27 protein-coding genes and 1 pseudogene are annotated in these 25,113 nt (G+C 52.6%); 8 read left to right on the top strand and 20 right to left on the bottom strand.

The window, feature by feature from the left end; translation table 11 throughout:
- Positions 1–168: 168 nt before the first annotated feature.
- The 10 genes from mltG to QWU00_RS00250 all read right to left on the bottom strand — a co-directional run bounded on the left by mltG (position 169) and on the right by QWU00_RS00250 (position 9,500).
- Entirely contained in the window at positions 169–1,161 is a 993-nt protein-coding gene (mltG, locus tag QWU00_RS00295) for an endolytic transglycosylase MltG (RefSeq protein ID WP_035381842.1), read from the bottom strand.
- Positions 1,162–1,204: 43 nt separating this feature from the next.
- Complete coding sequence (gene fabF, locus QWU00_RS00290) at positions 1,205–2,491, bottom strand: beta-ketoacyl-ACP synthase II (protein ID WP_035381843.1); 1,287 nt, start codon at positions 2,489–2,491, stop codon at positions 1,205–1,207.
- A 78-nt stretch (positions 2,492–2,569) separates the two neighbouring features.
- Positions 2,570–2,809, bottom strand: coding sequence for an acyl carrier protein (locus tag QWU00_RS00285; RefSeq protein WP_006557907.1), 240 nt, complete (start codon positions 2,807–2,809; stop codon positions 2,570–2,572).
- A 271-nt stretch (positions 2,810–3,080) separates the two neighbouring features.
- On the bottom strand, positions 3,081–3,824 hold the full coding sequence (gene fabG, locus QWU00_RS00280) for a 3-oxoacyl-[acyl-carrier-protein] reductase (protein ID WP_035381844.1): 744 nt from the start codon (positions 3,822–3,824) through the stop codon (positions 3,081–3,083).
- Between the two features lie 19 nt (positions 3,825–3,843).
- Positions 3,844–4,788 carry an ACP S-malonyltransferase gene (gene fabD / locus QWU00_RS00275; RefSeq protein ID WP_035381846.1) on the bottom strand — a complete coding sequence of 315 codons (945 nt, stop codon included), beginning with the start codon at positions 4,786–4,788 and terminating at the stop codon, positions 3,844–3,846.
- Positions 4,789–4,991: 203 nt separating this feature from the next.
- Positions 4,992–5,561: a YdcF family protein gene (locus QWU00_RS00270; RefSeq protein WP_231551860.1), complete on the bottom strand. Its 570-nt coding sequence runs from the start codon at positions 5,559–5,561 to the stop codon at positions 4,992–4,994.
- Positions 5,558–6,817: a class I SAM-dependent methyltransferase gene (locus QWU00_RS00265; RefSeq protein ID WP_035381848.1), complete on the bottom strand. Its 1,260-nt coding sequence runs from the start codon at positions 6,815–6,817 to the stop codon at positions 5,558–5,560. Before QWU00_RS00265 ends, QWU00_RS00270 begins: the two co-directional genes overlap by 4 nt.
- 11 nt (positions 6,818–6,828) lie before the next feature.
- Positions 6,829–7,581, bottom strand: coding sequence for a glycine betaine ABC transporter substrate-binding protein (locus QWU00_RS00260; protein ID WP_035381849.1), 753 nt, complete (start codon positions 7,579–7,581; stop codon positions 6,829–6,831).
- A gap of 293 nt (positions 7,582–7,874) precedes the next feature.
- Positions 7,875–8,231 carry a hypothetical protein gene (locus QWU00_RS00255; RefSeq protein ID WP_145912806.1) on the bottom strand — a complete coding sequence of 119 codons (357 nt, stop codon included), beginning with the start codon at positions 8,229–8,231 and terminating at the stop codon, positions 7,875–7,877.
- Between the two features lie 207 nt (positions 8,232–8,438).
- The gene (locus QWU00_RS00250) at positions 8,439–9,500 is read right to left on the bottom strand and encodes a lipid A deacylase LpxR family protein (protein WP_052051498.1); all 1,062 of its coding nucleotides are present in this window, start codon (positions 9,498–9,500) and stop codon (positions 8,439–8,441) included.
- Between the two features lie 370 nt (positions 9,501–9,870).
- Between QWU00_RS00250 and QWU00_RS00245 the strand changes: the two genes are divergently transcribed.
- Positions 9,871–10,578, top strand: a complete 708-nt coding sequence (locus QWU00_RS00245) for a cold-shock protein (RefSeq protein ID WP_081939121.1) — start codon at positions 9,871–9,873, stop codon at positions 10,576–10,578.
- Positions 10,579–10,694: 116 nt separating this feature from the next.
- On the opposite strand, the gene smpB is transcribed toward QWU00_RS00245, so the two are convergent.
- The 4 genes from smpB to QWU00_RS00225 are packed head-to-tail and all read right to left on the bottom strand — an operon-like array spanning position 10,695 to position 13,733.
- Positions 10,695–11,192: an SsrA-binding protein SmpB gene (gene smpB / locus QWU00_RS00240; RefSeq protein ID WP_035381851.1), complete on the bottom strand. Its 498-nt coding sequence runs from the start codon at positions 11,190–11,192 to the stop codon at positions 10,695–10,697.
- Entirely contained in the window at positions 11,192–12,082 is an 891-nt protein-coding gene (gene dapA, locus QWU00_RS00235) for a 4-hydroxy-tetrahydrodipicolinate synthase (RefSeq protein WP_035381853.1), read from the bottom strand. Before dapA ends, smpB begins: the two co-directional genes overlap by 1 nt.
- 10 nt (positions 12,083–12,092) lie before the next feature.
- Positions 12,093–12,989, bottom strand: coding sequence for a prephenate dehydratase (locus QWU00_RS00230; protein ID WP_035381855.1), 897 nt, complete (start codon positions 12,987–12,989; stop codon positions 12,093–12,095).
- Between the two features lie 9 nt (positions 12,990–12,998).
- Entirely contained in the window at positions 12,999–13,733 is a 735-nt protein-coding gene (locus QWU00_RS00225; RefSeq protein WP_035382041.1) for a 3-deoxy-manno-octulosonate cytidylyltransferase, read from the bottom strand.
- 151 nt (positions 13,734–13,884) lie between these two features.
- Between QWU00_RS00225 and QWU00_RS00220 the strand changes: the two genes are divergently transcribed.
- The 4 genes and pseudogenes from QWU00_RS00220 (at position 13,885) to QWU00_RS00205 (ending at position 18,061) form a co-directional block, all read left to right on the top strand.
- Positions 13,885–14,370 carry a c-type cytochrome gene (locus QWU00_RS00220; RefSeq protein ID WP_035381856.1) on the top strand — a complete coding sequence of 162 codons (486 nt, stop codon included), beginning with the start codon at positions 13,885–13,887 and terminating at the stop codon, positions 14,368–14,370.
- A 24-nt stretch (positions 14,371–14,394) separates the two neighbouring features.
- Positions 14,395–15,189 (top strand): inositol monophosphatase family protein, encoded by a 795-nt coding sequence (locus tag QWU00_RS00215; protein WP_052051500.1) that lies wholly within the window; start codon positions 14,395–14,397, stop codon positions 15,187–15,189.
- Positions 15,190–15,287: 98 nt separating this feature from the next.
- Positions 15,288–16,541, top strand: coding sequence for a phosphoglycerate dehydrogenase (serA, locus tag QWU00_RS00210; RefSeq protein ID WP_035381858.1), 1,254 nt, complete (start codon positions 15,288–15,290; stop codon positions 16,539–16,541).
- Between the two features lie 22 nt (positions 16,542–16,563).
- Positions 16,564–18,061, top strand: a pseudogene (locus tag QWU00_RS00205) (YifB family Mg chelatase-like AAA ATPase).
- 20 nt (positions 18,062–18,081) lie between these two features.
- Here the strand turns inward: QWU00_RS00205 and metC are convergent.
- Positions 18,082–19,296: a cystathionine beta-lyase gene (metC, locus tag QWU00_RS00200; protein ID WP_035381860.1), complete on the bottom strand. Its 1,215-nt coding sequence runs from the start codon at positions 19,294–19,296 to the stop codon at positions 18,082–18,084.
- Positions 19,297–19,300: 4 nt separating this feature from the next.
- Positions 19,301–20,143 carry a sulfurtransferase gene (locus tag QWU00_RS00195; RefSeq protein ID WP_035381862.1) on the bottom strand — a complete coding sequence of 281 codons (843 nt, stop codon included), beginning with the start codon at positions 20,141–20,143 and terminating at the stop codon, positions 19,301–19,303.
- A gap of 219 nt (positions 20,144–20,362) precedes the next feature.
- Here QWU00_RS00195 and QWU00_RS00190 point away from each other — a divergent pair, with 219 nt between their 5' ends.
- Both QWU00_RS00190 and QWU00_RS00185 read left to right on the top strand, forming a co-directional pair.
- The gene (locus QWU00_RS00190) at positions 20,363–21,454 is read left to right on the top strand and encodes an AI-2E family transporter (protein ID WP_035381863.1); all 1,092 of its coding nucleotides are present in this window, start codon (positions 20,363–20,365) and stop codon (positions 21,452–21,454) included.
- Positions 21,451–22,158, top strand: coding sequence for an endonuclease/exonuclease/phosphatase family protein (locus QWU00_RS00185; RefSeq protein WP_035381864.1), 708 nt, complete (start codon positions 21,451–21,453; stop codon positions 22,156–22,158). Before QWU00_RS00190 ends, QWU00_RS00185 begins: the two co-directional genes overlap by 4 nt.
- Here the strand turns inward: QWU00_RS00185 and cls are convergent.
- Positions 22,149–23,576, bottom strand: a complete 1,428-nt coding sequence (gene cls / locus QWU00_RS00180; RefSeq protein WP_035381866.1) for a cardiolipin synthase — start codon at positions 23,574–23,576, stop codon at positions 22,149–22,151. The genes QWU00_RS00185 and cls overlap by 10 nt on opposite strands.
- Before the next feature lie 33 nt (positions 23,577–23,609).
- Here cls and QWU00_RS00175 point away from each other — a divergent pair, with 33 nt between their 5' ends.
- Complete coding sequence (locus tag QWU00_RS00175; RefSeq protein ID WP_231551863.1) at positions 23,610–24,026, top strand: YraN family protein; 417 nt, start codon at positions 23,610–23,612, stop codon at positions 24,024–24,026.
- A 99-nt stretch (positions 24,027–24,125) separates the two neighbouring features.
- Here the strand turns inward: QWU00_RS00175 and QWU00_RS00170 are convergent, their stop codons facing one another.
- The 3 genes from QWU00_RS00170 to QWU00_RS00160 all read right to left on the bottom strand — a co-directional run bounded on the left by QWU00_RS00170 (position 24,126) and on the right by QWU00_RS00160 (position 25,098).
- Entirely contained in the window at positions 24,126–24,419 is a 294-nt protein-coding gene (locus QWU00_RS00170; protein ID WP_035381867.1) for a hypothetical protein, read from the bottom strand.
- Positions 24,420–24,492: 73 nt separating this feature from the next.
- Complete coding sequence (gene grxD, locus QWU00_RS00165) at positions 24,493–24,831, bottom strand: Grx4 family monothiol glutaredoxin (protein WP_035381868.1); 339 nt, start codon at positions 24,829–24,831, stop codon at positions 24,493–24,495.
- Positions 24,832–24,867: 36 nt separating this feature from the next.
- Positions 24,868–25,098, bottom strand: a complete 231-nt coding sequence (locus QWU00_RS00160) for a BolA/IbaG family iron-sulfur metabolism protein (RefSeq protein WP_035381870.1) — start codon at positions 25,096–25,098, stop codon at positions 24,868–24,870.
- Positions 25,099–25,113: the final 15 nt, after the last annotated feature.

The raw sequence follows: 25,113 nt of genomic DNA, 5'->3' as shown, positions 1-25,113 counted from the left end.
TTTGAATACAAAGGCTTCCTTTCCCCTTTGCATTCATTTTAGCTTGGTTTGTTTGGCATCTTAGGATGCTTTATTCCCTTTTTTCGCGACTGTTTGCATGAGGATTTTCTTGCGCGTTTCGTCGTCGAAAGCAGTCAGCCATTTCTTTAAGAGGCGGCCAACCCTCTTTTAAGGTTGAACCCCTGCATTTGACTGTTCTTTTTTCTGCCGAAAGAGGGATACGTTCTTATTATGTTCGGCAAGGGTTGTCGCAAAATTATGCCCCCCTACCCCATTCGCGACGAAATAGAGCATGTCGCCTGTGGCTGGATGAGCAACGGCCTGCAAGGATGAAAGTCCGGGGGAACAGATGGGGCCCGGCGGAAGGCCCATAATGGTATACGTATTATAGGGGCTGGGCGTTTGCAGATCCGTGTGGGTCAGAGGCCGTCCCAATGGCGGATTGCCATTGGTAAGGGCATAAATCACAGTAGGATCTGTTTGTAATTTCATGCCGTTTTCAAGGCGATTGATAAAGACTCTTGCAACCAACGGGCGCTCAGACGGGATCGCTGTTTCTTTCTCGACAAGAGATGCCAGCGTGATAAAAGCCTGCTGGGTTGTAATCTCTCCAATCTTCTGCCGATCAGTCCATAGTTTTGAAACAACAGATGTCATGGCAACGCGCGCACGGTCTATAATTGCGCTACGGGAACTGTTGCGAAGATAACTGTACGTTTCTGGCAGGACACTCCCTTCCTGCGGCAGAGGTGCTTCTCCGATCAGAAAAGGAGCTGCTTGAACCAGCGTTTGAATTTGAAGGGCAGTCAAGCCTTCTGGGATGGTCAGTTTATGCAGAACGGGCTTGCTATGACGTAAAATCCAGAGTGCCTGCTTCATTGATGTAAACGCAGGGAAGTGCAGCTCGGCAGCATGGAGTTGCCCCTCGTGTCTGGTGAGAAAGATCGCGCTTCGGGCCACGCGTTCTGTCCACCATCCCTGTTTAAGGACGCCTGCATGCTGAAGAGTATGAATGGTGCTCTGATAGTCGCCGTGTGGGACAACCACATCGGTATCGTGAGCAAGCTGGCCAGACCCGTGGTAATCCTGCCACGCTTTCATGCCTGTTCCTCCTACTCCAACAAGAAGCAAAAGAAACAGGAGAAAGAAAAGTTTACGCATGGCGTCTTATTATTCCTTCTTGCGAAGAAATAATAGAGCGAACTCAGACGCCGCGTACAACCAGACTGGCGTTAGTACCGCCAAAGCCAAAGCTGTTTGAAAGAGCGATATTAACCGGACGTTGCTGCGCTGTATGCGCCACGCGATCAATCACACTTTCGCGGGACGGGTTATCTAGGTTCAATGTAGGAGGAACCACATTATCCCGGATCGCAAGCATACAGAACATGGCTTCCACAGCGCCTGCCGCACCGAGCAGATGCCCTGTGGCGGATTTGGTGGAAGACATGGCCAGTTTGCGCGCATCATCGCCGAACAGGCGTTCAACGGCTTCCAGTTCAAGGTCATCCGCCATTGTGGACGTACCATGGGCATTTACATAGCCAATATCCGCAGGGGTAACGCCAGCACTTTTCAGTGCAGAACGCATCGCGCGGTAGGCTCCGTAATGGCCTTCAGCCGGAGCGGTAATGTGATACGCATCTCCAGACATGCCATAACCGACAATTTCGGCATAAATCTTGGCACCACGGGCTTTTGCGTGCTCGTATTCCTCAAGCACCACAACACCAGCCCCTTCCCCCATAACAAAGCCATCACGGTCTTTGTCCCAAGGGCGGGAGGCTTTGCCCGGTGTTTCATTAAAGCCGGTAGAGAGGGCTCTGGCTGAACAGAAACCAGCAATGCCAAGTGGGCAGACAGTTGCTTCCGCTCCCCCTGCAACCATCACATCGGCATCGCCAAACATGATGATACGGGCTGCATCCCCAATGGCATGCACACCGGTTGCACAGGCTGTCACCACAGAGTGGTTGGGCCCCTGAAATCCGTATTTGATGGACACATGCCCAGATACCAGATTGATCAGGGCAGACGGGATAAAGAAGGGTGAAAGGCGTTTGGCGCGGCCTTCATGCACCGTGATCGAGGCATCATAAATGGTCTGAAGACCACCGATTCCCGATCCGATCATGACGCCGGTGGCGCATTTCTCTTCTTCAGTCTGTGGTTTCCATCCGGAATCTTCCACAGCTTCCGTAGCAGCAACCAGCCCCATGTGAATGAAGCGGTCCATCTTGCGCTGATCTTTGACAGGTATCCATTCAGAAAGCGTGAGCCTCCCTTCGGCGGCCGGTCCTTCCGGAACCTGACCTGCTACCTGTGCAGGAAGATCGCTAGGGTCAAAATGCGTGATCCTGCCAATCCCGCTTTCGCCTGCAATCAGACGTGACCATACGTTTTCGACACCGAGGCCAAGCGGCCCCACCATGCCCATACCGGTGACGACAACGCGTCTCCGGCCCGAATTTGCTCCGGCCGACTGCAACAAACCAGCCCGCTCCCCGCTTGAATCTGTTTGGTCCCTCACGGAAAGAGGGACCTTATATTGCTTGGCAAAAAGGCCTGATCAGGCCGCTTTCTGCTTTTCGATGTAGTCAATCGCGTCTTTGACAGTGGCGATCTTTTCAGCAGCGTCTTCCGGAATCTCAACGTTGAAAGCTTCTTCAAAAGCCATCACGAGTTCAACGGTATCAAGGCTGTCTGCTCCCAGATCGTCGATGAACGACGCTTCCGGCGTGACCTTGCTTTCCTCGACGCCGAGATGCTCGACCACAATTTTCTTAACCTTATCAGCGATTTCGCTCATCTGTCTCTGCTTCCTATATGCCCATGAGAAAAAGGGGCAAGTTGTCTAGGCGCTTAATTTGCCAGCTTCCCTGTTGTGCATCTGGATGAAGCGAAGAACTTCAATCCAGAAAACAAGGCTGCGGGCGCATAGCACGTTTCTTTGGTTCAAGCCAAGATGAACCGTACGAAGGCTCTTCCAGATGGACTGGCCAGCACCAATTACGGAAACTGTCTGCCACATCTGAAAACGTTTTGCACCACCTGTTATGCGTTATCCGTGCAGCTAGCCTTCAGATCATAGCCATGCCACCATTAACATGCAGGGTCGCTCCTGTAACCCATCCAGCTTCATCCGAGCACAAATAAAGTACAGCTGCGGCAATGTCTTCCGGTTTACCAAGCCGACCAAGCGGAATCTGGCTCTGCAGCTTTTCCTTCTGGGCATCCGGCAAGACGTCTGTCATGGGGGTGACAATGAAGCCCGGAGCGACCACGTTTACCGTAACGCCGCGGGAGCCAACTTCCTGCGCAAGGGATTTGCTCATCCCCACCATGCCAGCTTTGGCCGCAGAATAGTTTGCTTGCCCCGCATTGCCGGTTGCTCCCACTACGGAGGCAATGTTCACAATTCGGCCTGAACGTCGGCGCAACATGCCTTTCAGGGCAGCACGGCACAGTCGAAACGGTGAGGAAAGGTCCACATTCAGGACCTGATCCCAATCTTCGTCTTTCATGCGTAATGCGAGCATATCCCGCGTAAGGCCCGCATTATTGACAAGAATATCAACAGGTTTGCCCGCTTTTTCTTCAGCTTTGCCAATTAACGCATCGGCTTCTGCCGGATCAGACAGGTTTGCAGTCACATAGTGCACGCGTTCACCACCCAGCTTTTCAGCCTGTGCTTTCAAGGCGTCTTCACGTGTGCCGGAGAGCACCACAGTGGCGCCCTGGGCGTGCAAAGTGGCCGCAATCGCGCCCCCGATCCCGCCAGAAGCTCCTGTTACCAGAGCCACCTTGCCATCAAGTTTGAACATGAAATTATACCTAGTTGTTTTAAAAGGATTTAAGGAGGGATTCGATATCGGCTGGCGTGCCGACAGAAAGGGTGCTCACTTCTGGATCAATGCGACGGATCAAGCCGGATAAAACTTTTCCTGCGCCAATTTCCACAAACGTATCAATTCCTGCGCTGCTCATAGCTTCAACGCTTTCACGCCAACGGACACGGCCAGTTACCTGTTTTGTCAGATTGCTCCGAATCGCATCTGCGTCGGTTTCTCTTTCAGCTGTTACGTTCGCAATCACCGGCACAATAGGAGCTGCGATATCAGCCTTTGCCAGCGCTTCAGCCATCACATCCTCTGCTGGCTGCATCAGGGAGCAATGGAACGGGGCCGATACGGGAAGCTTCAGTGCGCGTTTGATCTTCATGTCCTTTGCAAGGGCCACTGCTTTATCAATCGCGTCCATGGAGCCGGAAATAACGATCTGGCCTCCGCCGTTATCATTGGCAATTTCCAGAATGCTTCCTTCTCCGGCTTGAGCGCAGATTTCCTGTATTTGTCCCAAAGTGCCGCCAATAATGGCAGCCATGCCCCCCTGCCCAGCGGGAACGGCCTTTTGCATGGCTTGCCCGCGAAGCCGTAGAAGACGTGCAGCATCCGGAATGCTGAAAGCACGTCCAGCGGCCAAGGCTGCGTATTCTCCTAGAGAATGACCAGCTAGAAGCGTAACTTTGCTCGCAAGGTCCAGGCCACCTTCGGTTTCCAGAACGCGCATTACCGCCATGGAAACAGCCATAAGGGCGGGTTGAGTATTCTCCGTGCTGGTTAGGGCCTCAGTGGGGCCCTCGAAAATCGTCTTGGAAAGACGCTCCCCGAGCGCTTCATTTACTTCTTCGAATACGGCACGGGCTGCAGGGAAGGCCTGGGCCAGTTCAGACCCCATGCCCACGGACTGACTGCCCTGCCCTGGAAAAACAAAAGCGTAAACGGCCATTTTACCTACTGTTTCTAAAGGTTACTTGGCCCCATATGGGCAAAATAACCGTGGTAGACGGTTAAATGAGGATGAACCGAAAATGCAAAAGCGGTCTGGTTGATCGCTTCTTTGGAAATGCCGGGCTGGCTGCAGTAAGCCTCCTGCCGTGCTCTTCGGATAAAATCCTCGCGGATGTGGCGCGGAGGATACGACGCCGCTTTCTAGCGCACAATACGCCAAGCCAGAACGAGCAACGCATCCCATCCACTCGCAAGGATTTCGTGACCGATGATCAGGATTTTGTGGAACAGGTTCGTCCGCGCTAGATTTTTGTAAGGAAACGGAACCTGATGCACCTTCCAGCCTGCTAGTCGCATTAACAACATGCAGCGCGGCATGTGATACGGACTAGTGGCTAAGGCAATTCTGGTGTTACTAAGGCTTTGTTTTTTTAATATCTTTGTACAGGCTACTATAGAGTCAAAAGTGTCTGTCGCCGTTTTTTCAACCACGATCTCGGTGGCTGATACGCCTTCTTTGAGAAGGAGGCAGGCCATGACTTCCGCCTCTGTCACCCCTTTCTGGGGAACATTTCCTGTGGGAATATAAAGAACATTTTTATGATGTCTGCCAAATGCCAGAGCTGCTTTGACCCGATCCCGTAACGCGGGTGTCGGAGAGCCATCTTTTTTCAGCGCCGCTCCAAAAATGATAATAGGAACAGGCGCTGTTTTTGTGGAAGTAGAAGCAGCATCACGACATATGCCGTCTGAAATGGTCTTCTGTTTCACGCGGGAGATTGCAGTAGCACTCGGTTGAGGCTTTCAAGTGTTGGAAAGATTTCATTCCAGATTTTTCTGAATTTATCTTCCGTTACGCCGCGGGTGCTTAGAATTTCCGCCAGATCTCCCACTGTTCGCTGCCCATCAATAAGGGGCAAAAGACCTCGTGTTTGCGGAGGGAGAGGTATGGGGACAGCCAATGTGCCAAAGGTAAAGGGTAGCGTGTGATCCGCCAGCATCTGTTTTGCAAGTTCAATGCCCGGGATCTCCCGCATGAGTGGAATGGCATCGAAATCATTATAGTCTGGGGGGGTAATACGCTCTCCCTGTCGAACAACGTATGCAACATGCGTTGCCATATTGCCAGTCAAAGCCTCCGCAACAATGGCTTTTTCGCGCCAGCTTAATGTGCCGAGGTGCTTTCTGAGGCGAGGGTCGGGTAGAAACAGCGTTGGATCATACCGTGCGGGCTCCATAAGGCAGGATGCGTCAAGTCCCGCTTCGCTCAATAGGTCCAGGAATGCGTCAATGGTGTATGAACGATCTCTCGGATTAAGCAAAAGATCATACAGCCCTGCATCTCCCCCGCTCAGATGGTCTCCAAAATTACCATTATGGCGAAGCCATGCTGTAGCAGGAAGAGAGCGCATCACTCGTTTGGCTGTATCCAGCCGTGCTGCTGGTGGCTCTGTATGTGGCGCTAACTGCTCAAGAGCATCCTGTAGCATGTAAACTCCAGTGCGACCGTAAGGAGCATAGACCATGAGGCCCATTCCTCCCTGCGGTGCGAGCAAATGCACAAGGCTTTTCAGGGTTGCTGCAGGGTCAGGCAGATGATGGAGCACACCGCAACAATCGATATAATCGAACAAGCCGAGCTCTAGACTTTTCAAGTCAGTCAGAGAGGCTTGAATAAAGCGGATATTATCCAGTTCGCGGGTAGTTGCGCGAGCTTGAGCAATAGAAAGAGCATGATGGGAGCGGTCGATACAGACCACTTCTCCGGGCCGGTTGGAGCGTGCCATCTGAGTGGCAAGCATGATGGCGCCATCGCCTGTTCCGCACCCGGCCACAAGCGCCCGTAGCGGCTTACTGCGGGATCTACGGGCCCCAAATACCCAGTAATCTATTTCGCGAAGATGGCTTGGGCTGCCAATAAGCAGGCGTTTTGTCTCGTCTTGCGCGTTCCGTTCAGGATAAGGATAAGCTTCATACTGAGCCGCAAGTTCCGTATCCCGCGTATCGGTGTCCGATGGCATGGTCATAACAGCTCCCTTCAGCGTGGAAGCAGTTTGCCTCGTTGCCAGGATTCCGCTGCTTCGTCGGCTGTTAACCCTTCAGTACGCATGGCGTAATCCATCGCGCTAATCACTTTTGTGCTCAGCATCAGTTCATCCAGCTCGTCCATCAGATCTCGGTCAAGTTCCTCTGCTAGGCCAGGACGAAGCAACATGCGCGCATCCATTTCTTTTCCCATTCCGCCTTTGGGGTCCGTCAGGATACGGAAGCCGCCTTGATGGAATAAAAAGCAAGGCTGGGTCAGAGGCATAAGGATGCGTTCTTGCGTTCCAAGCTTATGGGAAAGAGAGGCCAACGCCTGTTCATCTTCCATAACTTCCAGAATAAAGCCTGCATCAGCCAAAGCGTAGGTGGCGAGCATGTGCTCAACCTGCTGTTGCAGGGATGCTGGTGTAATAATGGTCCGTGACAACTCATTCTGAGTGGTCTGGGCAACATCCGTCAGCGATGTGACAGACGCATCTTCCTGAGAGATGCAACAATATGCACCTGGGTTGAACAGGTGCCCAAGCGGCGTTACGCCTGATGTCAGAAGATCTGAATCCAGTTCGGGCAGCCAAGCGGAAATATAGAGATCGACCTCTCCGTTACTCAGCATTTGCCCAAGGGCTGCTTTAGGGCCGACAACAATTTCTGGTTCAACGTCGTTCGCTTCAAGAACCCGGATGATTGCCGCCGCTGTCGCCTCATGGATGGTGCTATCAGGATGGGCGAGAGTAATGGTGGTCATATCATCTTCCTTCAGGTCGGGCTCGCATGTCTTTCTCCTGCTCCTTGCAGCAGGAGAGACGCTAAGACGCAATCCCTGAAATGAAGTATCTGCCCCTTTAAAGTGAGATGAGAGTGCTAAACAACACACTATGCAGGGGCTCGAATAGGCCAACACACAACTGTAAAATACTATAACGCGTGGATGACGTTCAGTGTGTTACGAGCATAAGAGTAATTTTAGCCATTAACTCTCCCCCATTGGCATGGGGTAAGTACGTTTCATGGCTTAGGTGAGAAAATTAGGCGGAAGGATCAGGCCGCAACAATTTTCTCAGGACGCGGAAGAACAGGGCGCACCATATTAAGAGCATCCGCAAAGGAGCTGAACTGTCCGAGTTGATGCTCACGGACAGCATCCACAACGATCCATTTATTTCCGCGAGAGAACACTTTGTAAGCTGGGTCTGGTGTTTCGCGCACCCAGATGACGACATATTCAGAGGAAAGGCCGGGCTCACGTTGAGAGGCGGAGAAAACATCCGCATCACAAACGCCCATTGGTAGTCCAGCCTCAATCCAACGGGAGAGGTATTCCCGGTGTCGTGACAAAATTTCCATCTGAAACGGAATGATTTTACAGACGGACGGTGTTTCGTTCATGTGCAGCATCAGACTTTTCCATTCCCATCAAACACCAGAGGGCTTCTGGTGTTGACTGTAAAATGGTCTTTTCTATCAGGCCAACATAAAACGCATGGGATCGCCTCAGAATCAGGCAGAAAGTTCCTAAAGTTGCGCAAAAACCACAAAATCTAATCAAATGGAAAAGTTTCGACGCTATTTTTTAGCCACATGCCTATTTTTTGTGCTTAATTTTTAGAATTTGGCAGATACCATCAGAGAACCGTAATTGAAGAGGCCGGATTTCGCTCCGTCAAACTGCTGCGTCTGCCAGACCTGACTATAGGAGACACGAAGACCATAAAACATGACGGCAAGCCCGGCATGAATCTCTCCCACATCCCATTTCTTGTTCACGTGCAGAGAATTGCTGCGCATTGTATTGCCCTGCAGGGTGGCGTCATAGCCGACAGCCTCGCCAGTTACCCCGCCAAAGAAATACCATGCAAAGGGGCGCGTGGCTTTGTAGGCATCTGTCCCATCTGTACCAGAGCCACCGATGGTTGGGATGCCGAAGTCACTATTTAGCCCCTGCCCGATCCGGATCATGTCACCAATACGTCCGTAGATTTGGTAATCACCAATCGCAGCGGCGGCAGAAGGCAGCATGTCCATTTCAATGCCTGCAACCTTGACGAGGGGTAAGCGCCACGTCCGTCCGCCTTGCACCTGAAATATAGGCTGGTTCTGAAGCTGATGCCCCCAGCCTTGATTTTTAGTGTCCCCAATGGCGCCGTGGAAACCATTCTGGAGTTGTCTGCCCATGGCGGCCGGGCCCATGACCCCTACTTGAATGCCGAATACACTGCGGGACGTGTCCGTATCGCTGATAAGGTTGATCGTGCCCAGAAGAACGCTGGCGTAAGGACGATCGCGCAGCAGGCTGGTTTGAGCTTGGCCAGGTGCCCATGGGCTGGGAGATTGCGTGTCTCGTGGGGTGAAAATTAATTGTTGCAGTCCCATGCTGATGCGCTGCACCCCTTCTCCCCAGATGGCCTTGCTGATGGAGGCTATGGGGGTGGGGAGTGTATCTGTGCCGGATGTCCAGTTTAGCCGCAGGCCACTTGTGTAATATTGGTCAGATGTGGATTTGAGGGTGGAAACGGCATCGTTCTCTCCCTGTAGGGTCCATGTGCCCTGCTTGTCCTGCAGAGGAGTCGCTTCTGCTGTAGAGACGGAAGCAAGAGCGCTGCCAGCTAAAAGAAGGGTTGTGGCAGCCATATGCCGGACGCGGGGCAATTTTACGACAGCAGACATATTTTTCCTCTCACTCTGCAGGCGCAGATGTAATCTTTATTTTCTTTAATTGATAGCGCCTCAACAGAAAACCCTGATTTACCTACGCATGGCACGCATGAACCGGGCATGATGAACTGCAGCATTCATGCGAGTATCACAAAATTGTTATAGGCACGAAAAGGGATGAAACGCGTGCTCGTTTCATGCTTTCCTATAGCTACGCTACAGACGGTATGCTAGAAAAAATACCGGGTGTGGTTGCAGTGCTACGGAATGGAACAGGGTTGTGCTCAGTTATGAGTATTGCGTCAACCAGTCTTAGGCAATCTGCCCGTTTTTCAATATCTGGAGAAAGTTCGGCTTTCTCCATGTTCCAGGATCAAGACCGTTGAGAAGTAACAGGACCGACCGCAGCTCTCGCTCTCCGCGCCGCGGCGGATTTGACGACGATTTTATGTCAACGCCCTCTTATGGCGAACGCCCCTCTTTTGGTGCAGACCGTGGTGGCTTCGCTCCGCGTAGACCCGCTGGTGGCGGTGCAGGTGGCCCGCAGGTTATCGCTTCCGGTCCGGAAATCGGAGCGACTGTCAAGTGGTTCAATGGCGAAAAAGGCTACGGCTTTGTTGAACTAGCTGATGGTTCGGGCGATGTATTCCTGCATGCCAATGCTCTGTCCCAGATTGGTCACGAAGGCGTAAGTCCCGGTGCAACACTAGTTGTACGTATCGGTCAGGGCCCGAAAGGTCGTCAGGTCGCGGAAGTGATCTCTGTTGACGAAAGCACGGCACAGCCGGAACGTCCTCGTTCTGCTCCCGGTGGCTTTGGTGGTGGCGCTCCTCGTGGTGGCTTTGCGCGCGCTCCGCGTCCTGCTCCTGATCTGTCCTTCGCAGAAGAAATTCGCGGGACGGTCAAGTGGTACAATGCGACCAAGGGCTTTGGCTTTATCACGCCGGATGGTGGCGGCAAGGACATTTTTGTCCACGCGTCTGCTCTTGAACGCTCCGGTCTTTCCAGCCTGAATGAAGGCCAGACTGCAAATGTGAAAGTGGTTCAGGGCCAGAAAGGTCCGGAAGCTGCACAGATTGACCCGGCCTAATATTTTCTGTGTTGCAGGAAATCAGAAAACCCCGCTTCGGCGGGGTTTTTTGTATGTAGGCGTTGGAAATTTAAAGAGATTTATTAAGGTGTAGGGCCGGTCTTTAGGTTGTAGGATTAGTAGTCCCCCTGCCCCTTGTTGCGTAGTAAGCGCGCTTTGTCGCGTTGCCAGTCCCGCTCAGCAATGGCATGACGTTTATCGACGTTCTTCTTCCCTTCCCCCAAGCCAAGTGTCACTTTAGCGACGCCACGATTGTTGAAGTGAATGTCGAGCGGAACCAGGGTTGCGCCTTCCCGTGCGATTGCCCCCAGATATTTTTCAATCTGTTTCCGATGCATAAGAAGCTTGCGCGGGGCGCGAGTATCAAAGCGTGAGAGCACCCCCCCCTGATATTCAGGAATGTAGCTATTGAAAAGCCAAAGCTCTCCATCGCGTTCGCCGGCATAGGCTTCTGTAATCATGGCGCGGCCAAGACGCAGGCTTTTGACTTCTGCACCTTTTAGGACAAGTCCTGCTTCAACGGTTTCCTTGATGGCGTAATTAAAACGCCCTTTTCGATTTTGAGCGGCAATACCATGAGAGATCATGGTATTTTTACGAGGTTTTTGGGCCATCAGTTTAGCAGCCCGACATCAACAAGCGCCGCACGAACCATCTGGCGAGATGTTTCTGACAAAGGGGCGAGTGGAAGGCGTGTTGTTTCCCCTGCCAGACCCAGCAGGCTTGCGGCATATTTTACCGGGCCTGGGTTGCTTTCGCAGAAAAGTGCATCGTGCAGCGGTAACAGCTTATCCTGAGCAGCAATGGCGTCACCTGCGCGTCCTTCTTGCCACGCTTTCTGTATAGAGGCACACAAAGAGGGAGCGATATTGGATGTCACGCTGATGCAGCCATCTCCACCAGCCCCCAGAAAAGCAACAGCTGTTCCGTCTTCTCCAGAAAGCTGATTGAAGCGTTTGGTAACGGCGCGGCGCACTTGCAGGGGGCGAAGAAGGTTAGCTGTTGCGTCTTTCACGCCAATAATATTGGCGTGCTTTGCCAGTCGCGCCATCGTTTCAACGCTGATGTCAACCACAGAGCGTCCTGGGATGTTATACAGCACAACAGGAATGGAAATGGCATCGGCAATTGCCATGAAATGACGATAAAGCCCCTCTTGCGTGGGCTTATTGTAATAAGGCGTCACCACAAGCGCGGCTGAGGCTCCAGCCTGCTCCGCATGTTTTGCCAGATCAACGGCTTCTGACGTGCTGTTGGAGCCTGCGCCCGCAATAACAGGCACACGACCGCCAGAAACCTTGATTGTCCGCTCTACCACGGCATGGTGTTCTGCGTGAGAAAGCGTGGGGCTTTCTCCGGTGGTGCCCATGGCGCAGAGAGCAGAAGTGCCTTCCTCTATCTGCCAGTTCACCAGATTTTCGAAAGAGGTGAAATCCAGACTGCCATCCCGGTTCATGGGGGTAATAAGAGCGGTAATGGAGCCGGTAAATATTATATCTGACATGGGCTGTCGTCTATCCTGCAATGGCGTCTGCGCATCCTGAAGACGGTTCTTCAGGGGGACGGCCTGACATTTGCCGCCGGAAGGGCGACTGCTTGTAAACACCAAGGATTTTGGCGTTTTCGGAGAAGAAATCAAGTTCAGCTAACGCTTTGCCAAGGGGGGCATCTTCAGGGTGCCCCTCAACATCCAGCAGAAAGCGGGTCGCGGCAAAGCTGCCGCCCGTCATGTAGCTTTCCAGTCGGGTCATGTTGATCCCACTGGTCGCAAATCCTCCCAGAACCTTGTAAAGCGCGCCCGGGATATTTTTGACGCTGAAAATAACCGTTGTCATATTGTCAGGCGTGCCAGGTGACGGGCGCTGTTCGGAGCGGGATGCAATATAGAAGCGCGTTGTGTTGTGCTTTGCATCCTCAACGTTTCTCTGCAGAATTTGTAGCCCGTTCAATTGCCCTGCCAGTTCTGATGCAACGGCTGCTTCCTCGGGTTTTTTCCATAACGCGACCAACTCTGCCGCCCCGGCTGTGTCAAACTCAATGACGGGCGTGAAATTATGGGTTTTCAGCAAGGTGCTGATTTGCCCCATGGCAACAGGATGGGTGTGAACGCGTTTCACATCTTCAATGCGGGCTCCCGGGACACCAAGAAGGCAATGCTCCACGCGCTGGAAATGCTCTCCCACAATATAGAGGCCTGAATTGGGCAGGAGTGAATGAATGTCCGGCACGCGGCCAGCCAGACTATTTTCACACGCCAGCATGGCCAGTTCAGCGTCACCTTTGTGGACAGCCTCAATCGTTTCAGCAAATGTCTTGCACGGTAGCGTTTGCCAGCCGGGTTTGGCGGTGCGGCATGCCAGATCGGAATAGGCGCCAGGTGTGCCCTGAAAGGCGATAACCTTTTTGGTCATGTCTTTAGATTATGCTCCGAAGGCCTGTCGGGCGCGTTCAAGATCTGCTGGGGTATCTACACCAAAAGGCGCAATGTCAATTTTGGCACAGCCAATACGCATGCCTGCTTCAAGGGCACGAAGCTGTTCTAGTTTCTCTCGCTTTTCCAGCCCGGATTCTGGCAAGCTTACAAAACGCTGGAGAGCGTCACGACGCCAGCCATAGACCCCAACATGATGCCAGAGCGGGCCTTCTCCCCAAGGCAGTGGCATGCGTGAAAAATATAATGCGGGTGCCGTAGCGGCATTGCCGGGAAAATCACATGCGACCTTTACAACGGAAGAAGTCAGCTTTTCTTCTTCCGAAAGGATAGGGGTCACAAGGGTTGCAAGGTCAACCCATGGCTCTGCTAGTGGCTTCAGGATGGCGTGAAGAGCGGCTGGTGGAAAAGTGGGTAAGTCGCCCTGCAGGTTGATAATCAGATCATGCTTGCCTTGTGGGTCGATTTGTTGGGTTGCGTGCCAGACCCTATCGGAGCCGGACGGGAGCGCCGCGTCGGTCAGAACGCAGTTGCCGCCTGCTGCCTGCACCGTATCACAGATGCTCTGCTCCGCAGCAGCGACGACCACTGGCCCGATATCAGCGGCCAGTGCGGCTTCCAGAACCCGGATAATCATGGGCTTGCCTGCAATATCTGCAAGCGGTTTGCCTGGCAGGCGGGTGGAAGCAAGCCTTGCGGGAATAATGACAAGCGGAGTGGCCATCAGCTTGCTCTGCAATTCAGCACGGAATATAGCCTTGGAAACACTGTGAAAACGGTGCTGCGTAACCAGCGCGGTGACTTGCTTCACACGAAGCGGCACGTAGTTTAGGAAAGCTGCACGCCAAACGCAACAGGAGGAAGCAGCGCCGACAATGGATAGCGTGTTTCTCAACAAGGCTGCGGCCGCTGTGTTGCTGAGCATTGCTACAGCCTGGATCTGTGGCGCAGTTGGTTCAACTGTTGTTCCCATCACAGCTCCTGCCAAGCCTGCCTTTTCTGTGCCCGGTACAGAGAACGTGCCGATCGCGCCCTACATGGCTCACGCTGACGCGGATCATGGAGAAGAGTTGGCGCACCAGATATGTTCCAGTTGTCATGCACTTGTCAGTGCAGCGAGCGATGGTGTGGGACCTAATCTGGCCGGTGTAGCGGGCCGACCAAGAGCAAGTATTACGGGATATGCGTATTCGTCGGCTCTTGCAGGGCAGAAAGCGCATGTCTGGTCAGATCAGGCTTTGTCAGACTGGTTGACCTCTCCTGCTCGCTTTGCACCCGGCACCCGGATGTCGCTTGTCGGGATATCCTCCCCTGCACAACGAGCGGATATCATAGCCTATCTGCACACATTGGCCGAATAGATCATTCTTTTTTAAAGGCTTCTCATGACCCCAGATGACCTGACTCCTTTCCTGAATGTAGCTAACATGATGGCTGACGCCGCCCGATGCGTCGTGCGGCCCTGGTTTCGGTCTTCTGTGGCAGTGATCGACAAGGCAGATCAAAGCCCCGTGACTTTGGCGGATCGGACGGCGGAGCGTGTGATGCGGGCTATTTTGAGCGAACGGCTGCCAGGACATGGCGTATTTGGAGAAGAGTTTGGGCTGGAAAATGAAAACGCCTCCTATCGCTGGCTGCTTGATCCTGTGGATGGAACGCGTTCGTTTGTGACAGGCCGTCCATTGTTTGGAACTCTGATTGCCCTTCTGAAGAATGGGGTTCCAGTTTTGGGGATTATTGATCAGCCTGTTACCGAGGAGCGCTGGGTTGGCGTTTCAGGTCAGCCTACCCGCTTTTCTTCCCGTTTTGGCGGGCTGGCAGGAACACGTGCCTGCCTGGAACTTGGTCAAGCAGAACTCTCCTGTACCTCTCCTGAAATGCTGGAAAGCGCTCCGCATGAGGGATGGAAAACCCTTAAAAAGCGGGCAAAACGCATGACATGGGGCGGTGACTGCTATGCATATGGCCTGCTAGCGCTCGGCCAGATTGATATCATTGCCGAGTGTGACATGAACCCATGGGACTGGGCTGCGCTGGTGCCCGTGATTGAAGGCGCAGGCGGCAGAATAACAGCTTGGGATGGCTCCCCCCTACATGCTGAAGGAGACAGAACAGTGCTCGCCGTGGGAGATGCCTCCCTCCATTCCGCAGCGGTTCAAGCCCTTGCGACGCGACCGTAAGCGCGAGACTTACGAAAGTTATCATGACGCAGGATCTATGAATTTGTCGCAATTTGCGATAGGCCTGCGCATCGGCACAACAGGTATGGTTATTCCGCATGAGCACGCAACTGTCCCTTCCGAAGGACAAGATCCGCATTCTGCTGCTTGAGGGCATTCACGACAGTGCCGTCGCTTTGCTCAAAGCCAGTGGATATGAGAACGTCGTCCGCCATAAAGGCGCGCTTGAGGGCGATGCCCTGAAAAAAGCGCTGGAAGGTGTGCATATTGTTGGTATTCGCTCGCGCACGCAGTTGACTAAAGAAGTCATCGAAGGCGCTGATCGGCTTGTGGCCATCGGATGTTTCTGCATCGGGACCAATCAGGTTGATCTGGATGCAGCACGTTTGAACGGTATCCCTGTTTTCAACGCGCCATACAGCAACACCCGCTCTGTAGCCGAACTGGTTATGGGCGAAATTGTGATGCTCATGCGCCAAATTTTCCCGCGTTCTACCGAGTGTCATGTTGGCACATGGAAGAAGTCTGCCAGCAATAGTTGGGAAGTACGGGGCAAGACGCTGGGTATTGTGGGGTATGGCTCCATTGGCTCCCAGCTTTCCGTGCTGGCGGAAGCCTTTGGCATGCGTGTGATGTATTTTGACGTGGTGGATAAACTGGGCCACGGCAATGCAGGGTCTGTGGACACATTGGAAGAATTGCTGGCCGAAAGTGATGTGGTCAGTCTGCACGTGCCACAGTTGCCTTCCACCAGAAATCTGATGGGGCCAGATCAGATCCGAGCCATGAAAAAAGGCTCCTTCCTGATCAACAACGCACGTGGAAACGTTGTTGATCTTGATGCTCTGGCCGAAGCGCTTAAAGATGGTCACTTGCTGGGGGCAGCAATTGATGTGTACCCCAAAGAGCCAAAAGGGCCGAATGATCGCCTTGAAACGCCCCTTCAGGGCATAGATAACGTGATCCTGACCCCACATATCGGGGGCTCTACGGCAGAAGCTCAGGAACGGATTGGCGTAGAAGTGGCGCGCAAACTGGTTGAGTATTCTGATGTAGGCTCAACATTTGGGTCTGTGAATTTCCCAGGTGTGCAGTTGCCGCAAAGCCCCCGTGGAACACGATTCATGCACGTGCACCATAATGTGCCCGGTATGATGATGCGTCTGAACGAAATTTTTCTGCGTGAAACCTGCAATGTTACGGCCCAGTTCCTCCAGACAGATGGGGAAATCGGGTATGTGGTGGTAGAGGCGGATACAGGAAAGAATACGGATCTTGATGATCGGATTCTGCACGCTCTGCGCGAGCTTGACGGAACAATTCGTGCCCGCCTGATCTATAAAGGGCAGTGAGGTCTGCGTTCGGAGTGCGGGAATGATCAATTCCCGCATTCGGAGTTTTGCTTTTTCAGGCATAGAGGCCAGACCTGTCTGGGTTGAAGTCCAGATTTCGTCTGGCCTCCCTGCATTTCTGATTGTCGGCTTGCCAGATAAGGCCGTGGGAGAAGCGCGGGAGCGTGTTCGTGCCTCCTTTACGTCCATGGGCCTTGCCCTGCCCGCCAAGCGGATTGTGATCAATCTGGTTCCTGCGGATATTCCCAAAGAAGGCTCACATTTTGATCTTCCGATAGCACTCGCATTGTTAAGTGCTATGGAGGTTATTCCTTTCGAAGAAGTGTCCCGCTTTGCGGCATTGGGAGAATTGTCTCTGGATGGTTCTCTTAATCCTGTGGCAGGAGTGCTGTCTGCCTCTATTGAAGCGTCTTCCATGGAATTGGGGTTGGTATGCCCGGCCTCTCAAGCTCAGGAAGCGCTTTGTGGTGGAGATATTGCCGTAATTGGCGCGCCCACTTTGCTAAGCTTGATTAATCATTTTAATGGTTTGCAAATAATTTTCCCTCCTCTCTTGGCTATTGCACTGCCAGATTTGCAAGAGGCAGTACCTGATCTTGCTGATATCAGAGGAATGGAAACGGGTCGTCGTGCTTTAGAAATTGCTGCAGCTGGAGGGCACTCCCTTCTTTTATCAGGGCCGCCGGGAGCAGGAAAATCCATGTTGGCGGCGCGTTTGCCCGGATTGCTGCCAGATCTGACACCGAAAGAAAGCCTCGACGTTTCCCGTATTTATAGTGCTGCAGGGTTGTTAAAAGACGGCCGCCCTCTTCGTCGGCCTCCTTATCGGGAGCCTCATCATTCTGCCAGTTTGCCTGCGTTGATTGGGGGGGGGAACACGCGCCCGGCCGGGAGAGATTAGTTTGGCGGATCATGGTGTTCTGTTCTTGGATGAACTGCCGGAGTTTACGCGGGGTGCTCTTGAAGCATTGCGTCAACCGCTAGAGACGGGGCGCGTCAGTATCGCGCGTGCAGCCGCCCACGTTACCTACCCTGCCCGTTTCCAGCTTATTGCCGCCATGAATCCCTGTCGATGTGGCTATCTGGGAGATGCCGAGCGGGAATGCCGGAAGGCGCCTCGATGTGGTGAAGATTATGTCGCCCGTCTTTCTGGCCCACTATTGGATCGTATTGATCTGCATGTTGCCATGCAGCCGTTTACGCCCTTGGATTATATGACTCAGCAACCGGGTGAAAGCAGTGCTCCTGTTGCCGAGCGGGTAAGCGGGGCGCGTATCGTGCAATATGCCCGCCAGAATGGCCGTAAAAATGCGGAAGCTTCTTTGGAGGAGCTTGGTCTTTCTGTTGCAGGACAGGCAATGGCACAAAAAATCTCAACCCGATTTCGCTTTTCAGCGCGTGGATATACACGCCTCCTGCGTGTGGCGAGAACAATTGCGGATCTGGCAGGAGAAGAGGAAATCCAGCCCGCCCATGTGGCTGAAGCCGCGACTTATCGACTTCGAGCTGGGCTGGATTAAGAAAAGGCTTTTTGAGGTCTTCAAACTGCCGTTTTGAAAATTTCAAAAGCCTGAGCCAGGTCGTCCTGCAAATCGGTTGGACATTCCAAGCCAATCTGCAAACGGAAGGCTGGTCCTTGAGGGGCTCCGGTAACAGGATGCTTGCGGATGATGCCGCCGGATGTTGGAAGAACCAAACTTTCATATCCGCCCCAAGACGCTCCGATGCCGAACGTCTTGAGGGAATCAATCATGGTTTCCATGGCATGCTGACTGATTTGGGGGCTGAGCACCACGCCGAACAGGCTTCCGGCTCCTGTAAAATCCCGTTTCCAGATTTCATGTCCCGGACAATCGGAGAGAGCAGGATGAAGAACGCGTGCCACTTCAGGCCGATTTTTCAGCCAGTGAGCAATTTGCAAAGCAGCGCGAGATTGATGCGCCAGCCGTACACCCATCGTGCGTAAACCGCGTAGTGTCAGCCAGCAATCATCCGGGCTGGCAAGTTGTCCCAATTGAATGGAAGCATCCCGCAGCATGTGCCAGTCTTCCTGTGTATTGACGGTAACGGCCCCGGCAATAACGTCGGAGTGTCCTGAAGGATATTTTGTCAAAGCCTGAATGGAAATATCCACGCCGTGCTTGAAGGGCGCAAAGATGCCTAGCCCCCATGTGTTATCCAGCATGAGTTTGGCCTGCCCGGCATGCGCAACGGAGGCCAACATGGACATATCCTGCACTTCAAAAGTATGGCTGCCAGGGCTTTCAGCAAACAGAACCCGCGTATTGGGCTGCATCAGGCTCTGTATTGTCGCTGCATCCGCGCAAGGCGGATAATAAGTGGTCGTGACACCAAAGCGCTTGAGAAGTGTTTCTGCAAAACGTCGAGTGGGTCCATACACGCTATCTGGCAAAAGGCAGTGATCGCCCGCTTTTAGAAAAGCCAGCAGCGGCGTTGTACAGGCAGCAAGACCGGAACTGACAATCTGGCAGTCTGTTCCACCTTCCAGAGACGCAATAATTTTTTCAAGTTCATGCTGTACTGGTGTGCCCATGGCACCGTAGATGTACTCGTGATCATAACGTCTGTGGCCCTGCTTCTGCATGGCATCCAATGACGGAAAGAGCACGGTTGATCCGCGCGTCAAAGGCAGGTTGACGGGAGCCCCCTCCTCATTTTGCGGAGGGCGCCCCTGACGAGTAAGGGTGGAAGAGAGCTTTTCCCATCCTTTACTAACTGGAAACTCTGCGTCCATACCCTTATGCGTCCTTTGTTACGGGGGCGTCCGGTATGGCGCCCCACTCTGCCCATGATCCATCATATAAGGCGCTGTCAGGAAAACCGGCTCTGCATAGCCCCACATTGAGCACACTTGCGGTCATACCCGATCCACAGGTTGTAATGGCTCCTCGGTCTTCAGGTACACCGGCTTCCAAAAAAATGTGCCTAAGTTGCTCCGTTGGCAGAAAACAGCCTTTTTCATCAAGTATCCGTTTGAATGGAATGTTCAGGGCACCTGGCATGTGGCCTGAGGCAAGCCCGGGCCTAGGTTCTGGAGTTCGGCCATAAAAACGATCCGCCGAGCGAGCATCAAGAATAGGGGCTGTGTCATTCAGGATGCAGTCCAGCATGTCGCCCAGCCCCTTCAGGCGTTTATAATGCGGACGAGGCTGATATGCGATCACCGCATGCGTGGAGGCTCTCCCCTCTACGGTGGGCAGGTTATTGCGTTGCCATTCTGGAAGGCCGCCATCCAGCACATAAACTGACTTGTGCCCGAATAACCTGGCCAACCACCAGGCACGGCAGGCGGACGCAACGTTTCCCTGATCATAGAAAACAACTGTATCCGTATCTCTCACTCCTAACTGGCCAAAGAGTTTAGCAAACCGCGCCGGTGTGGGAACAGTATGGGGCTGGGTGCTCTCGGGGTCAGAAAACTCGTCTCCATCAAAATACTGGCTACCCGGAATATGGGCCTGTTCAAAGCGCGTGTAGGGATTGAAGCTCTCGCCTGGTAGAAGAGCTGTTGCATCAAAAAGGCGAACGTTTTCTGAGGAGAGCGTATCGGAAAGTTCATTTACGGAAAATAGAGGAAACATCAGTCATACTCATTCCATTGCCGCAGCATATAAGTATGAAGTCTAACGCATGATCAGGCATATGGGTAAAGCCAGATTGTCTGAATGAAGCGTTCGCTCAAGCAGCTTCTGGAGAGTTATCGGGCCAGTGGGTGATTTGTGTTCCTAATCTGACAGCTCTGATCAGGGATGAGCATAAAAGTGCCAGACAGAAGGCGCTTTCCGTGTTTTACTAGCTACATGGTCAATGGGTCAGGCATCACAATCGAACGTATCATGCTGGGGCTTCTCCTCGGCGGCATTGCTTATGGCTGTGTGATCGTTCTGGCACCTTTTTCTTCTGCCCTCTTGTGGGCCGCCGTGTTGACCTACGCTACCTGGCCCGTTTTCCAATATCTACGGCGGCAGATGCAGCCGGTTGCCGCCAGCATGACCATGGCGGGGCTCTGCGCTTTCTGTTTTGTTCTCCCGTTGGCGTTTCTGGCTTCCGCCACTGTTTCCGCAGGGCCACGGTGGGCTTATCGGCTGAATACTCTATTCAGTGTGTCTCATGAACTGCCTCCCCCACCCCAGTGGCTCATTAAACTGCCCATGTTTGGGCAGGAGCTGGCGGTAAAGTGGGAGCATCTGGCTCACAACGTTGATCATATCGGCGCAGAGCTACGGCCCTATGCGGGGGACATTGTGCAGTCTCTCCTTGTATTGCTCATGCAGGTAGCCAATGGCGCTCTGCATCTGGTTATGGCGTTATTTATAGCGTTCTTTTTCTGGCTCAGTGGCCCGTCTCTGGCGGATACGCTCACGGCGGTTGTTACACGGGTTGCTGGCCCCCATGCTGGGCGGCATCTGCACATTATTGGCGGCACCGTTCGCGGAACAGTTTACGGCATTTTGGGTACCGCAATTATTCAGGGATTGCTGACAGGACTGGGTTTCTGGTTCACTCATCTCTCCGAGCCCGTCATGTTCGGAGTAATCGCATCCTTCCTCGCTGTCTTGCCTGTAGGGGCTCCTTTGGTCTGGGTGCCTGCCGGGCTGTGGCTTATGGCAGATCATCATCTGTGGCGGGGCGTTTTTCTGCTTCTGTATGGTGTGGTGTTTATTTCTGGCGCAGACCATATAATTCGGCCTCTCTTCATTGCGCGGGGCACCAAGCTTCCTTATCTCCTTACTGTTCTGGGCGTTATTGGTGGGGTTCTGGCCTTTGGGGGTTTGGGAATATTTCTTGGCCCCATTCTGTTAGCTGTTGGTTTCACCCTTACTGTGGAATTTGCCGGGCGGGAGCGATCTTCGCTTCTACCCTCTGATGATAAAAGGAGCATGCCTTTATGAGGCGTCATTTTCTTCGTCTCATGGATGGTAGGAAGCGCCATCAGGCTCGCTCTGCTTTGAATTTCGTGGATGGTGAAGGTACCAAGGTTATCAGTTGGAACCTTCTGCGCCGGACGGGCGCAACGGTTCATGATGTGGTCGCCCTGATAGAAACAGAGCAGCCTGATATTCTGCTGATGCAGGAAGCGACGGAAGAGATTGATATGCTTCCGGATATCATGGGGGGCTACTATGCTCGCGCCCCTCTACCCGGGCGTATCCATGGCGTAGCGTGCTGGAGCCGTACACCCTTTGCCCGTGCTCCACGCGCCTGCACCATTCCCTCTGGTGCTGTGGTCAAGCGCCATGCCCAGATTATTGATTACGGCCCGTTTTCTCTGGCTAACGTTCATCTCTCACATGGGCAGATGTTAAATAGGCGGCAACTGCGACGTATTGCAGCGTTGTTGCCGCCTCCCTGCGCTATTTTGGGAGATTTCAATCTGGTGGGCCCCACTCTGGTGCCTGGCTTTCATGATGTTGGCCCGAAAGCCCCCACACATAAAATGGTTGACCTGTTGCCCATTCGTATTGACCGCTGTCTTGTGGATGGTATGGCGTGCCTTAACGCCCGCGTGTTGCCCGTTTTTGCTTCAGATCATCGGCCGATAGCGGTGCGTTTGAAGCCGCTTGTCAGCGTGCTCGCAAAAGTGAATCACAGGTAAGGCATAAACAGGCGAGCTGCTGCGTCCCTTATTTTGGTGAGGCTATGGCGCTTGTCCAGATCATGATGAGTCAGGCGCTTGTTGCGGTGGCGGATCATGAAATCATCCAATATGCCTGCAAGAGTGACATCATATGTTTCCATATTGATCTCAAAATTTAGGCGCAGGCTGCGGATATCAAGGTTTGAACTTCCCACACAGGACCAGGCCCGATCTACGACCATAAGCTTGGAATGGTTGAAGGGAGGATTGACCAGCCAGACGCGAACCCCCGCATCAAGCAAAGGGGAAATATTGGCAGAACATGCCCAGTCTAGCGGTGGGTGGTTGCTTTTGAGCGGAATAATGACATCCACCTGCACCCCTCGCAATGCCGCCAGCGCCAATTCAGACAGGAGGCGTGACCCAGGAAGAAAATAAGGGGTCATGAGTCTGACCTGTTTGCGTGCGAGCGTGATGGCCTGCAGCATGGTGTATTCTATTTTTTCAAGATCTGTATCTGGGCCCGCGGTGACAATCCGCGCTATGGATTGCCCCTCCCCTTCATGTTCCTGAAAATAGATATCGCCATCCAGTTCTTCCTCTGTGGCAAAATACCAGTCCCATGCCATGGCTTCTGCCAACTGTCTGACAATGGGGCCTTCCAGCTTGAAATGTGTGTCCGAAACGGGGTTTTTAGGCTTGCGTGAAATGAGGTTTTCATCGGCAATATTCAGCCCGCCCATGAAACCAATTTTTCCATCTACGACAAGAATCTTGCGGTGATTGCGCAAGTTAAGAAACGGCATACGCCATGGCAGCATGGAATGCATAAAACGCGCACAGGGAATACCAACTCTTCTCAGGCGGCGATACACTCCTGAAATAAAGTAGCCACTTCCAATACCATCAACTAGTACGCGTACTTGCACGCCCCGCTTCTGGGCAGTCGTCAGTTTTTCAATAAACTCACCCCCGATTGTGTCATTGCGGAAAATATAAGAGCAAAGCAGGATGCTTTTTTCTGCGGCATCAATGGCAGCAAGCATGTGTGGGTAAGCACCATCACCATCATGAAGACAGGAGATGGAATTTCCGCCGACAAGCGGGCGACTGGTTAATTTGCCAACCATAAGTGCTAGGGGCGCAAATTGTCCGTCCAGGTCTCTGTTCCATGATGAGTTCTGGGTAGCCTGAAAGCGATGAATGGAGCGACCGCTTACCAGTTTTTTTGCCAGCCGCCGTACCCGATTTATGCCGAACATGAGATACAGGATGGTACCGAGCGCAGGCATCATGACGCAAGTGCCGATCCAGCCTATTGCCGAGGACGTATTCCGTTTTGTAAGCAGAATATGGAGTGAAACTGAGGTAACCAGAACAAAACGTATGACCGTTACTGTCAGCAAAGGTAAATGCGGCAGAATATCAAACGGCATGGTTCTGGGTAAATCCTTGTAAAGGATGAGGCTGTGCGTACGATAACTGACAAAAAGCCCATACAACAGGGGCAGGTTTCATTTGCCCGCAAGGTACGTGGATATGTAGCTTACAATGATGGCCTGTCTGCGGAAGAAACCGTTAAGGTGTCTTGCATGCAGGAGGGCTGGACCATTTTGCTGCAAAGAGCAAGAACGCGACGCGGCGAAATAGATATTGTTATGCGTAAGGATAATTTGATCTGTTTTGTGGAGGTCAAAAAACGCAAAATAGGGAGAGAAGCGGCTGAATGTCTGCTTCCTGCTCAACAGAGAAGGTTGTTTCGTGCAGCCGAATGTCTGCTCGCTCAACATCCTGAATGGTATTATGAAGAACTAAGATTTGATCTCATCACTGTGGATGAGAAAAAAGAAATTGTGTGGATAAAAGATATTATCCGACAGATGTAAAATGAAGGAATTATTCAGCCATTCAAGCACAGAAGAGTTGTAAAAAATCTTTGCTTTTTTACAATTCACAAAAAAGCAAAGATTTCTTCACGTTCTGTATCAGGTGCGATGCCGACGTGTGGTGTGCGCAGTGGCGTGCTTGGGGTGATAAGACACCAGACGCACCATGCTGCGACCGGACGTATGATGGTTGCTTGCAACCTGTCGGGTGGTGTGGGTGACATGGTGGATACGCACAACAGGAGGGGGAGCCGTTAGGGAAGCAAAGGTCAGCTTGCTTGCTTCCAGATCGGAAATAATACGTTCTGCATGTGCAGAAGAACTGACAGCAGCAAAGCCAGCACTCAGGCCAACAAACGCAAAAGCACAACGCACAAACGGAAGACGCATCATCAAAAAAGCTTCCTCACCTCATCAAACTCTTGGGTAGACTACACAGCTACCCAAAGAGCTGACAACTTAAAAATCAGGATTCAGCGTTACAGGCGATATTTTTTTCTTTGAGTAGTGTCTGAAGCTCACCTGACTGGAACATTTCCATAACAATATCACAGCCGCCAATAAATTCCCCTTTGACATAAAGCTGAGGGATGGTCGGCCAGTTGGAAAAATCCTTGATGCCCTGACGAATGGCTGGATCTGCCAGCACATTGATGGATTTGAAGGGCACACCCAGATGAGAAAGAATCTGCACCACACGAGCAGAGAACCCACATTGTGGGAAATCGGCATCCCCTTTCATGAACAGAACAACAGGGTTGGTGTCGATTTCGTTCTGAATATGCTGTTTTACGGTTTCAGACATGATAGACGTCCTTGAATGAGAAAGAAAATGCCGTTTTCAGGGCGCTGAAGTCTGAAGGGCCAAAGCGTGAAGTTTGCCCCCCATGTGACCTTGCAGGGCCTGATAGACGAGCTGATGTTGCTTTACGCGGGAAAGCCCCTTGAACGCTTCACTGGTAACGGAACAGGCATAATGGTCTCCGTCTCCAGCCAGATCATCAATCTTGATCTGGGCATCTGGAAAGGCTTGGCGGATGTAAGTTTCAAGTTCTGTGGCAGACATCGCCATTGGTAAAACTCCTAA

The organism is Acetobacter tropicalis (assembly GCF_030644465.1).
GTDB classification, from domain to species: Bacteria; Pseudomonadota; Alphaproteobacteria; order Acetobacterales; family Acetobacteraceae; genus Acetobacter; species Acetobacter tropicalis.
Note: the sequence above shows the minus strand (reverse complement) of the source record. Positions and strands in the feature narration are given on the sequence as shown.

What these genes read in the sequence shown, in the direction of transcription:
- fabG (WP_035381844.1), bottom strand. Translation starts at nt 3,824, where the DNA reads ATGTTCAAACTTGATGGCAAGGTGGCTCTGGTAACAGGAGCTTCTGGC.
- QWU00_RS00250 (WP_052051498.1), bottom strand. Translation starts at nt 9,500, where the DNA reads ATGTCTGCTGTCGTAAAATTGCCCCGCGTCCGGCATATGGCTGCCACA.
- serA (WP_035381858.1), top strand. Translation starts at nt 15,288, where the DNA reads ATGAGCACGCAACTGTCCCTTCCGAAGGACAAGATCCGCATTCTGCTG.
- mltG (WP_035381842.1), bottom strand. Translation starts at nt 1,161, where the DNA reads ATGCGTAAACTTTTCTTTCTCCTGTTTCTTTTGCTTCTTGTTGGAGTA.
- QWU00_RS00215 (WP_052051500.1), top strand. Translation starts at nt 14,395, where the DNA reads ATGACCCCAGATGACCTGACTCCTTTCCTGAATGTAGCTAACATGATG.
- QWU00_RS00265 (WP_035381848.1), bottom strand. Translation starts at nt 6,817, where the DNA reads ATGACCATGCCATCGGACACCGATACGCGGGATACGGAACTTGCGGCT.
- fabD (WP_035381846.1), bottom strand. Translation starts at nt 4,788, where the DNA reads ATGGCCGTTTACGCTTTTGTTTTTCCAGGGCAGGGCAGTCAGTCCGTG.
- dapA (WP_035381853.1), bottom strand. Translation starts at nt 12,082, where the DNA reads ATGTCAGATATAATATTTACCGGCTCCATTACCGCTCTTATTACCCCC.
- QWU00_RS00170 (WP_035381867.1), bottom strand. Translation starts at nt 24,419, where the DNA reads ATGATGCGTCTTCCGTTTGTGCGTTGTGCTTTTGCGTTTGTTGGCCTG.
- QWU00_RS00195 (WP_035381862.1), bottom strand. Translation starts at nt 20,143, where the DNA reads ATGTTTCCTCTATTTTCCGTAAATGAACTTTCCGATACGCTCTCCTCA.
- grxD (WP_035381868.1), bottom strand. Translation starts at nt 24,831, where the DNA reads ATGTCTGAAACCGTAAAACAGCATATTCAGAACGAAATCGACACCAAC.
- QWU00_RS00185 (WP_035381864.1), top strand. Translation starts at nt 21,451, where the DNA reads ATGAGGCGTCATTTTCTTCGTCTCATGGATGGTAGGAAGCGCCATCAG.
- metC (WP_035381860.1), bottom strand. Translation starts at nt 19,296, where the DNA reads ATGGACGCAGAGTTTCCAGTTAGTAAAGGATGGGAAAAGCTCTCTTCC.
- QWU00_RS00285 (WP_006557907.1), bottom strand. Translation starts at nt 2,809, where the DNA reads ATGAGCGAAATCGCTGATAAGGTTAAGAAAATTGTGGTCGAGCATCTC.
- QWU00_RS00160 (WP_035381870.1), bottom strand. Translation starts at nt 25,098, where the DNA reads ATGGCGATGTCTGCCACAGAACTTGAAACTTACATCCGCCAAGCCTTT.
- QWU00_RS00260 (WP_035381849.1), bottom strand. Translation starts at nt 7,581, where the DNA reads ATGACCACCATTACTCTCGCCCATCCTGATAGCACCATCCATGAGGCG.
- QWU00_RS00230 (WP_035381855.1), bottom strand. Translation starts at nt 12,989, where the DNA reads ATGACCAAAAAGGTTATCGCCTTTCAGGGCACACCTGGCGCCTATTCC.
- cls (WP_035381866.1), bottom strand. Translation starts at nt 23,576, where the DNA reads ATGCCGTTTGATATTCTGCCGCATTTACCTTTGCTGACAGTAACGGTC.
- QWU00_RS00255 (WP_145912806.1), bottom strand. Translation starts at nt 8,231, where the DNA reads ATGCTGCACATGAACGAAACACCGTCCGTCTGTAAAATCATTCCGTTT.
- QWU00_RS00220 (WP_035381856.1), top strand. Translation starts at nt 13,885, where the DNA reads ATGGATAGCGTGTTTCTCAACAAGGCTGCGGCCGCTGTGTTGCTGAGC.
- smpB (WP_035381851.1), bottom strand. Translation starts at nt 11,192, where the DNA reads ATGGCCCAAAAACCTCGTAAAAATACCATGATCTCTCATGGTATTGCC.
- QWU00_RS00190 (WP_035381863.1), top strand. Translation starts at nt 20,363, where the DNA reads ATGGTCAATGGGTCAGGCATCACAATCGAACGTATCATGCTGGGGCTT.
- QWU00_RS00225 (WP_035382041.1), bottom strand. Translation starts at nt 13,733, where the DNA reads ATGGCCACTCCGCTTGTCATTATTCCCGCAAGGCTTGCTTCCACCCGC.